Annotated in this window: 7 protein-coding genes and 1 pseudogene; 3 read left to right on the forward strand and 5 right to left on the reverse strand. The window is 37.4% G+C overall.

Annotated elements, in window-relative coordinates; genetic code table 11:
- Positions 1-86 precede the first annotated feature (86 nt).
- Positions 87-317, reverse strand: a complete 231-nt coding sequence (locus FFR48_RS22020) for a hypothetical protein (protein ID WP_162501936.1) — start codon at positions 315-317, stop codon at positions 87-89.
- A 104-nt stretch (positions 318-421) separates the two neighbouring features.
- On the opposite strand from FFR48_RS22020, the gene FFR48_RS30760 reads away from it, so the two are divergent.
- Positions 422-1720: an ABC transporter ATP-binding protein gene (locus FFR48_RS30760; RefSeq protein WP_096570738.1), complete on the forward strand. Its 1299-nt coding sequence runs from the start codon at positions 422-424 to the stop codon at positions 1718-1720.
- A gap of 159 nt (positions 1721-1879) precedes the next feature.
- On the opposite strand, the gene FFR48_RS22030 is transcribed toward FFR48_RS30760, so the two are convergent.
- The 3 genes from FFR48_RS22030 to FFR48_RS22040 form a co-directional block, all read right to left on the reverse strand.
- Complete coding sequence (locus tag FFR48_RS22030) at positions 1880-2266, reverse strand: HetP family heterocyst commitment protein (protein WP_096570736.1); 387 nt, start codon at positions 2264-2266, stop codon at positions 1880-1882.
- A 313-nt stretch (positions 2267-2579) separates the two neighbouring features.
- Positions 2580-3164 (reverse strand): hypothetical protein, encoded by a 585-nt coding sequence (locus tag FFR48_RS22035; RefSeq protein WP_096570734.1) that lies wholly within the window; start codon positions 3162-3164, stop codon positions 2580-2582.
- Positions 3165-5178: 2014 nt separating this feature from the next.
- Positions 5179-7584, reverse strand: a complete 2406-nt coding sequence (locus FFR48_RS22040) for a GH116 family glycosyl hydrolase (RefSeq protein ID WP_137668850.1) — start codon at positions 7582-7584, stop codon at positions 5179-5181.
- A gap of 280 nt (positions 7585-7864) precedes the next feature.
- Between FFR48_RS22040 and FFR48_RS22045 the strand changes: the two genes are divergently transcribed.
- Positions 7865-8104 (forward strand): hypothetical protein, encoded by a 240-nt coding sequence (locus tag FFR48_RS22045; protein ID WP_137668851.1) that lies wholly within the window; start codon positions 7865-7867, stop codon positions 8102-8104.
- On the forward strand, positions 8101-8562 hold the full coding sequence (locus FFR48_RS22050; protein ID WP_137668852.1) for an HNH endonuclease: 462 nt from the start codon (positions 8101-8103) through the stop codon (positions 8560-8562). Before FFR48_RS22045 ends, FFR48_RS22050 begins: the two co-directional genes overlap by 4 nt.
- A gap of 315 nt (positions 8563-8877) precedes the next feature.
- On the opposite strand, the pseudogene FFR48_RS22055 reads toward FFR48_RS22050, so the two are convergent.
- Positions 8878-8970 (reverse strand): annotated as a pseudogene (locus tag FFR48_RS22055) (IS5/IS1182 family transposase); the annotation flags it as partial.

Below are 8970 nucleotides of genomic sequence, written 5' to 3' on the forward strand. Positions count from 1 at the left end.
GAAATTGTATTTAATTTTATTAGTGGTAGATAGGGAATTAATGATAAGGTAAAAGTAAGGATGGTCTGATCTTTTTGTTATATAACTTAACCATTTACTCGTGCGGAATTGTTAAAAATGATTTTCATGTATTTGTAGTGAAGGTGACTGGGTAATGGGGACTGGTGATTGGTGACTTGTAACTGGTGACTGGGGACTGGTGACTGGGGACTGGTGACTGGGGACTGGGGACTGGTGACTGGGGACTGGTGACTGGTGACTGGTGACTGGTGACTGGTGACTGGGTTAAGATGAATAACCCAATTCCCAATTCCCAATTCCCAATTCCCAATTCCCAATTACCCATTACCCATTACCCATTACCAATTACCCATTACCAATTACCCATGACCCATTACCCATTACCCATTACCTGAGAACTGTGGCACAAGTTGTATTAGAAAACGTTTATAAAAGTTTCCCTCCCCGGAAGGGGGAAAGTGTGAAGACACAGCAGTCATCACCAGAAAAAGAGGGTGCAGATAGTATTAATGTCCTCAGACGCATTAATTTAACCATTGCTGATGGTGAATTTATGGTGTTGGTGGGACCTTCTGGTTGTGGTAAAAGTACCTTGCTGCGGCTAATAGCAGGGTTAGAGGTGATGACTGGGGGTAATATTTGGGTGGGTGATAGCACCAGCACGCCCGCAGGGCTTCGCCTAATTAATGACTTACCCCCCAAAGCGCGAGATATTGCAATGGTGTTCCAAAATTACGCCCTTTACCCCCACATGAGTGTTTATGACAACATTGCTTTTGGGTTACGTCGTCGTTTGGGAAATGGTGAAACAATTTCTACCCGTAATTTTCGTACATGGGGAGAAAATCTACTTGTGGGAGTGACTAAAAAACTACCCAAAGGACTGCGTTATCTTTCTCCAAAAGAACGCACAATAGAACAACAAGTGCTGAATGTTGCCCAATTATTACAAATTGAAAATTTATTAAATCGCCTACCTAAACAGTTATCAGGAGGACAAAGACAAAGGGTAGCATTAGGGAGAGCGATCGCCCGAAATCCTCAAGTATTTTTAATGGATGAACCCTTATCTAATTTAGATGCTAAATTACGGGCAGAAACCCGCACCCAAATTGTTAAATTACAGCGTCAGTTGGGGACAACGACAATTTACGTTACCCATGATCAAACTGAAGCTATGACAATGGGCGATCGCATTGCCATCATGTCTGGGGGACAAATTCAACAAGTAGCCCCTCCTTTAGAACTATATAATTATCCTGCTAACCGCTTTGTAGCCGAATTTATTGGTTCACCACCAATGAATTTTATTCCGGTAGAATTTCATGCACCTTTATTAATTACCCATGCTAATTTTCGCTTTACCCTCCCAGATGTATGGGGAAAAGCATTACAAAAATACGATGGACAAACTGTAATTTTAGGTATTCGTCCAGAACACTTAATGTTAAGTGTACCAGCTACCAAAAATTTACCAGTTAAAGTAGATTTAGTAGAGAATTTAGGAAACGATAGTTTTCTTGCTGTAAGAATATATAACCCTGATTTACCAAATACAGATGGTCAAACTTTACAAGTACGAGTTCCTCCAGATAGATTTATCAGTTTGGGTGAGCAACTTTGGTTATCATTAGTTTCTGAAAAACTCCACTTTTTTGACCTAGAAACCGATTTAGCCATATTTCCCAAAGGTAGGTAATAGGCGACTGGGGAGAAAAATTTTAGATTTTAGATTTTAGATTTTAGATTGGAGTTGACAAAAATAAATAATCCAAAATCCAAAATCCAAAATCCAAAATAAATAGCTCCTGACTCCTTGAACTTTGATTCTGAGATTATTAACTATCATCATTATCGGTTATGCCGATTTCTTATCCCTATGGCTATTACGGACTTCTACTTTTTGCTTACCAGCAACTTCCAGATAAGCTAAATCTTTAATTTTCTTGCTCAAGCTGCTAGGTGCTAAATGACTCTCTGACCTTTTCTCTGTTGGTGATGGAGCAATTTTCAAATTTTCATTCTGTTGAGGGTTAGACCGACTATTGCGAGAGTTTTCTTTGAGTAGTCGGTTATAAGTACGGTAAGGAATGTAATGCAAAGGATTGTAACCAACAAACCGCAACATTAACACACAAGCCCAAGAATACTTACCAGCGAGAATTGCTTCTATTACTTGGTCAAACTGTTCAGGATTGATTTTTTTGTCAGGGAGTCCACTATTTCCAGAAATGCCTTGATTCATAGTACGTTTGAGTTTTATTTCAATGAGGTAAATTGTCGAGTTTCTTCGAGTGTTATTGTCAAGTGCTATTTACAACTGCAATACACAAACTGCAATACACAAACTGCAATATCAGTTCACCACACCAACATTTACCAGTTGATCGCAGGAAGTGATATCGTACCTTCACCCAGTAATTTTGGTTTGGTTGATGACTATTTGTGAAACAGTTGTTGAATTAATTACAGGAATATATTGGTAATAGACCAGTAGCAAATGTTGAAAAATATAGATTCACCTTTTCCACAGGCACATCCAGAAATTTTACAACTTCTCAGCAGTTCCCGTAATTAAGAGCAAAAAAGCTATTCCTAAAACTGCTCTGTTGTGTTCGCTGCATCCAGATACGGTGAAGCAAAGTTTTAGTTTTGGCAATTTTTACTGCTAACTGGTTCGTTGTCTGTAGGTTTGGGAGCAACTTCCATAAACTAACTTTCAAAACTAAGCTGCTTGGGGTTGCTTGTTCTGCTCTAGCTTTTATCTTCCCCAGTGTCTTAGTTATTAAAGTTGTGATTTGCGTTGTGATTTGCGTTGTGATTTGCTTTCCTGGGATGTTATTGACTTGTGCTATCTTGCCTATACACTCCCACATCACAACTCTGGGTAAAAAATCTAATTTCTTCTCCCAAACTACATCAACAAAGGCTGAAAGTGCTTTATTCTCCCAGGATGTTGACTTGTTGCTTTTATTTTTAATTAATACGTCACTACTTTGGGGTAGGACTGATAAATTTACCGTTGGTGAAAGTACGAGACTTTCCCCGGATGCCTGACGAAAATGTAAATCAGAGCGTTGTATCCCTAAATTACCTCGTGGGCTTGGTGTTTCGACTGCATTTGACCTGATGATTTGTTTCATGACCTGACCTGTGATTGAAAACCTGACTGTTTTTAATCAAGTCTGTTTGCTGCTTTGCTGTATTGACCCTGTTGTACAGTTTTGTAACCTCGTCGCTGTGGTTGCTGGTGAAAGCAACTGCTATTGGTTACTTGTGTTCTGTGATTTTTGCTGACTCCTGAAAGAAAGGAAAAAATTTACCATCTTTCTGTAATTCAGCGGGTTTAGTAGATGCAGTTGTGTCTTCTAAAAATTCCACAAGCTGTAATTCAATAGATGTTCCCTGAATATTATTGTATAACTAGCCGCCGAAAATTATTAAGTCTTTTCAGTAAAGTTTCATAATTTTCCAGTCAGCTAAGAAGAGCATTCATATTGCCTTCTTAAAAGCTACATTCGTATTTATACTATTTTTTTTCTCTAATGTCATCTGCCACTTTGGCAGTCTTATAAGTTAAATTTACTGAATATCTCAGAATGTTCATTTAGCCAATGTGCAACTTTCACTTTTGTCCCATTTTTGTCAAGAAAATGGGGGGTAACACCCCTCATTTTATGAGGTTATCAAAGTTGATTATCTTGATTTTTCCGCCAATTATTACTATTAACTAAATTCACAAACCTTTATAAATTAAGCATTCTAGAGAATTTTATCAAAAAACAATACCGGATTTTTCATAAATTTCACTCTAGAAGTTTAGTGATTATATATTGTTATATGTTTTTCTTTTAGGTCTGATGGGAGAATCATTAGGGCTACACTTATTCTTAATGGCGGCTGGTAAATACATAGTAATAATTGTATATCAATAAGTCCGATCTTCTAAAAATTAAGTTGTTGTTGATACTATTTTATGATATACTACATTTATCGTCTTTATCACACAAAGTTACACATAAAAAAACACCCATAAGCGGGTGTGTTAAGAGAAAAAGTAATATATTAAACCTGCATTTAATCATGTAATCAAACCGCTCAATATAAATTAAGCGTCATCAGAGAATTGTGAATTTAGCTGAGTGAAAATTTTGAGTTTTTGTGAAGTCAAGTAACTCAGTTGCTAGGGAGAAAAATTATCATGTCAATTTTATTATGTGTAAATGTAAATCGTTAATTATGATGAGTTTGTGTTTTAGAGATTCTAAAAAATTGATACTTATGTGATTCAGTAGGTGAATTTGGTGATATACAAATTTTGAGATTTGGGCAGTAATTCACATTGGTTTTTACTTGCCAATCAGAAACCAAAGAGCTATAATATAAATCCCTAGCACTGGAACTCTTTTTTTATGAGTAACGGTGCAGTTGGTTGTAAACCTGAAACAATCAAAATCGTTGCTGCTGCTTTTTCTGACCCTACATAGACCTAGATTTTGTTTTGTACTAAATTTTGTACTATCTGGCTGGTTTTCAGTCAAGGTTAAACAACACAATTAAGCGCAGAAACTCATAGCATCTGACATGAGAGTAACTTTTATATTCTGAATGCCAGCTAATTCTATCAGGGTGAGGTAGGTTTTACGGTTTTTATATTGAATGTTCATTTTTCCAATGTTCCTGGAGATAAGTTTTAAGTGGGTTGTCCTCGATGCTTCAAAGTGAATTTTGAATTATTTATGTATCCTTTGGCACAAAAATGTTCGCATTCTGAGAAAAAGAGTAGTTATCTATAGACTTTGTTGATGAAACAGGTGTTCATTGCGTATTTTCAAACATGGGTATAGGGGTTGAGAACTTTCAACTATTACTATTACTGTTTTTTTCTCAGGATTCCGGAAATAACCAGAAAATAAAATCACATTTCTGCTGATACATTTTTTAACTATAAAAGATGTTTATTTACGACAAATCTTAAAAAAATCTAAAATTTTTACGTAAAGTTCTGCATAAGTGCTTGAGCGAAATGTTACCAAAGGATATGGGGAGGTGGGGTGATGGGGAGGGAAATAAATTCTTCCTTCTTCTTTCTCAACTCCTATTATCTTCTTACTGTCACCTGTCACCTGTCACCTATTCCCAATTCCCTCTTATACATTATTTAAAGCATAGGTAAACTGCCCAGATAGCCATTGCCCGTAAATACGTACTAGCGCGAAAAGTACCTGCTGCGGTGATAGCTTCCGGGGTGCGGAACTGTAAACCGTTTTCATAAACTTGTTTAACCACCGCTTCAGTTAAACGCAAACCTTCATTTTTCATCCCCATCTGTAACAAAAATGCAGCTAAACCAAAATTAATACCTGTCCAAACTTCTAGGGGATGGGTAGCGTAGGGGTTTTCTGGTGAACCATCGGGAAGGACACCGTTTGCAGCGCCAAATTTTCCATTTTGGAACTTGAGGAAACAAGCATTATATATAGTAGTCAAAGCAGAAAGAGCGTTATCAGTGGGTACAATATCTGGTAAACTAAGCAAACGAGCATAAAATTGCCCACATAACTGATCAGCCATCACCACATTAGAACCACTTTCACTATCCAAACGGTAAAACTGACCATTCCACAGTTTTTCTTGATAAATTGGTTGTGATTGATTTAACCAAGTTTGATAGATTGATTTTTGGGAAGTTGTGTGTTTATGATCTTTGAGAATATCACAAATAGCGATCGCACTTTCTAACGCTGCTAACCACAAACCACCACAATAAGCACTAACACCATTTAACCGCCAATCGTCAAAAGTCTGATCCGGTGCGCCAGAATTTTCTGGTATACCATCTCCATCTAAATCAAATTGTTTCACATAATCCAAAGTTTGCACAATTGCATCCCAACATTCTGCGAGAAATTCGATATCATTTGCACCAGTAAATAGAAAATCGCGGTATACTTGCAAGACAAAATCACAACCTAAATCTTTCCACAAATTGCAATCTTGATAAGCAGTATAATTGGTTTTTTCCCAAACCCACTCATTAGGTGCGCCTAAGTCGTGAGGTGTAGCACCTGCTACTTTACGGATAGCTTGGGGACTTTCAGTGTTGATGGTGAGATAATAACCGATAATTCTAGTTCTATCATCACTTTGGGGAATTGCCCTAGCAAATGCACGCATAACGGCTTTTTCTAGTTCTGGGAATAACATTAATAACCCGAAAGAACCGTATAACCGCACATCTAAACTTTCATACCAGCGGTAATCTAAACATTCTAACACTGCAAATTGACCGATGGGGTCTTTTTCCGTTGCTGCACTCCAGAGAGTACCCCCACTGGTTAAGTCGTAGAGTTCGTTAAATAACGCCATTTTCAACCAGTCGGGTAAGTCTTCCCGGTTTAAAATAGGACTTTGCCAGTTTTGAATTTGCGATCGCCAATTATGATATTCTTTCAGTGCATGGGTAGCAATGTGCCAAGCGTTATCACCACTACAACCAAAAAAGTCTGTATATCTGCGATAATAGTTTACACCTTCTGCAAACTCTGTTACCGGAAAATCCCAACTTAACACAAAAGGAACTTCTAAAGTTTCCCCTGGTTGTAAAGTGAAACGTACAGCAACAGCAGCACCTAAACGAGTATTTTCATCTGCGGGAGTTTCATCTAAATAATTAGTTAAAGAACCATCTTTACTAAAAGTCTGCCAAATTTCCTCACCATTTCCTATAGTGTTAAAACGGGAATGATAAAATAATTCAACTTGATCATTTTTAGCAGTAGCAATACACCAAGTTCCATCACCTTCTTGGGGAGTTTCATTATTAGTAACTCGACCTAAAACACAACCTAAAAACTTATCATCTTCAACTAACCAATTATAGTTACCTTTACTTTCTCCCCATTTTGGTTGATATTCATAAACAGGACTGCCATCATCTCTAATTTTCACATCAGGAGATTTTAAAACATTGGTAAACCAACCTGCCATATTTTCCCAAGTTAGCATTATACTAACAGTAACTGGTTGGTTAGTTGGGTTGTGTGCAGTCCATAGGAAAACCGCTACAGGATAACTGGTTTCTTGGTAATTATTAGCCCAGATAGGTGAAAATTGTTCACAGGTTAATTGAACTGGAAAAACATTTTCATAAACAAACCAACTACGGGGATAAAGTGCATGATAAATTCCTACATTTTGTGGGGTGGGCATCTTGCCCGCCTCTTCTGATACCTTTGAAGAAGGTGGATAAAATTCCCAAGTTTGTAATGTGTTATCTTCTGGGGGTTGGGTAGATAATGCGTAGGTTTTGTCTGATGTAAAGATGCTAAATTGACAAGCAGGGACATTTTTAAATGTATGTTCTCCACCGTCAATGTGCCATAAATTGAAATCTCCGCGAGAGGAACGGCCGATACAACCTGCACCAAAACCACCTAATGGCATTCCGTGAAATGGTCCATCATCGAGGTTGCTGGGATAGCGGACGGTGTAGGGTTTTTCCCATCCTAAACCGATGGGGCGTTTCCAGGTGTAGGGGGGTATTTGGGGGTGGGTGTTCATGGTTTTGAGGATCACATTTTTGATGTTAATGCAGGGTAGCTGTTTATGTGGTTTTTTTCAAGTAGTTATGAGGTTGTTTTTTTCTCACGCAGAGGCGCAGAGGCGCAAAGGAAGAGAGGTTTTTAAGTGTATTATTATTTTTATTTCGCGCAAAGGCGCTAAGGAGCAAAGGCGCAAAGGTTGATTTATAATTTTAGGTTGAGTTATGGATAGGAATTTTATTTATTAGATATTTAATATGTGATAAGATGTAGTTTATTACAAGAGATCAAATAAGTCTATGATTACTCAAGTGATGATTCAACCCTCATCCTGGGTAGAGTCGGGAATTGAAATCAAAAAAGTTAGAGATTTGAATTTGTTTAAGTTTAGCTCTGAGTTACAGTCTCGTTTGGAAGAACTTTCTGAAAGAAAGAAGGCGGAAATGCTAACTGCAAGTGAAGAGGCTGAGTTAGCAGGAATATTAGAACTGGATAGAATTTTTACTTTATTGAATGCGAAAATAATTGCTGAATCATGACAGTTAATGATACGACCAGAAAATTAGTCAGAGAAAGAGCAAAATTTCTATGCGAATACTGTCATTCTTTGGAAGAAGCAAGTGCAGCTTTATTTGCAATTGATCACATTATTCCTCAATCTCTTCCTGGTTCATCAGATAATCCCGATAATTTAGCTTTAGCTTGTCAACGTTGTAACGGATATCGCTATAATTTCACAACGGGTATCGATCCGGAAACTGGAGATATCATTCCCATATTTAATCCGCGAAAACAAAAATGGTCTGATCATTTTATTTGGTCGGCTGATGGTTTAAAAATTATTGGTATTACTCCTACGGGAAGGGCTACTTGTAATCGTTTGGATCTTAATGATGAAAGGCATAATGAAGGTTCTATTATCAAAGCACGTCGTTTTTGGGTAAAAGGTGGTTGGCATCCTCCAGATGAAGACCCGCGTCAAAATGAGGATGATTGAAATGTTATATTTATGGCACTAGCAAAAAGGATTTTAGTCAGTTTTAACTGACTTGGGCTATTAGACTGGGAATTCATTCCCAGGCGGGTTAGAAGGCTAATGAAAGATGGTGAAAGATATCAATTTATAAATTAGTTCAAGCTTGATATACCTTGGTTTTTATCATACACAATGTCAATCTTTTCCATTTCTTGGATGAGGATATCTTTAATTTTCTCATAATCAAAATTTTCATATAGTGGAAACTTTTTTTGGCATAAAATTAGTAGTTCATCTAGCTCAGAGGGTGTTTGAAAAGTTTTTGGCAGTCAAAATTTAGGCAAGTCGCCTAACCATAATACGGATCATAGCAAGGTAGATAAAAGTCTCAGATGTTTCGGGCAATAATTCATAATCTCGGACTAATCG

The organism is Sphaerospermopsis reniformis (assembly GCF_005402885.1).
Taxonomy (GTDB): Bacteria; Cyanobacteriota; Cyanobacteriia; order Cyanobacteriales; family Nostocaceae; genus Sphaerospermopsis; species Sphaerospermopsis kisseleviana.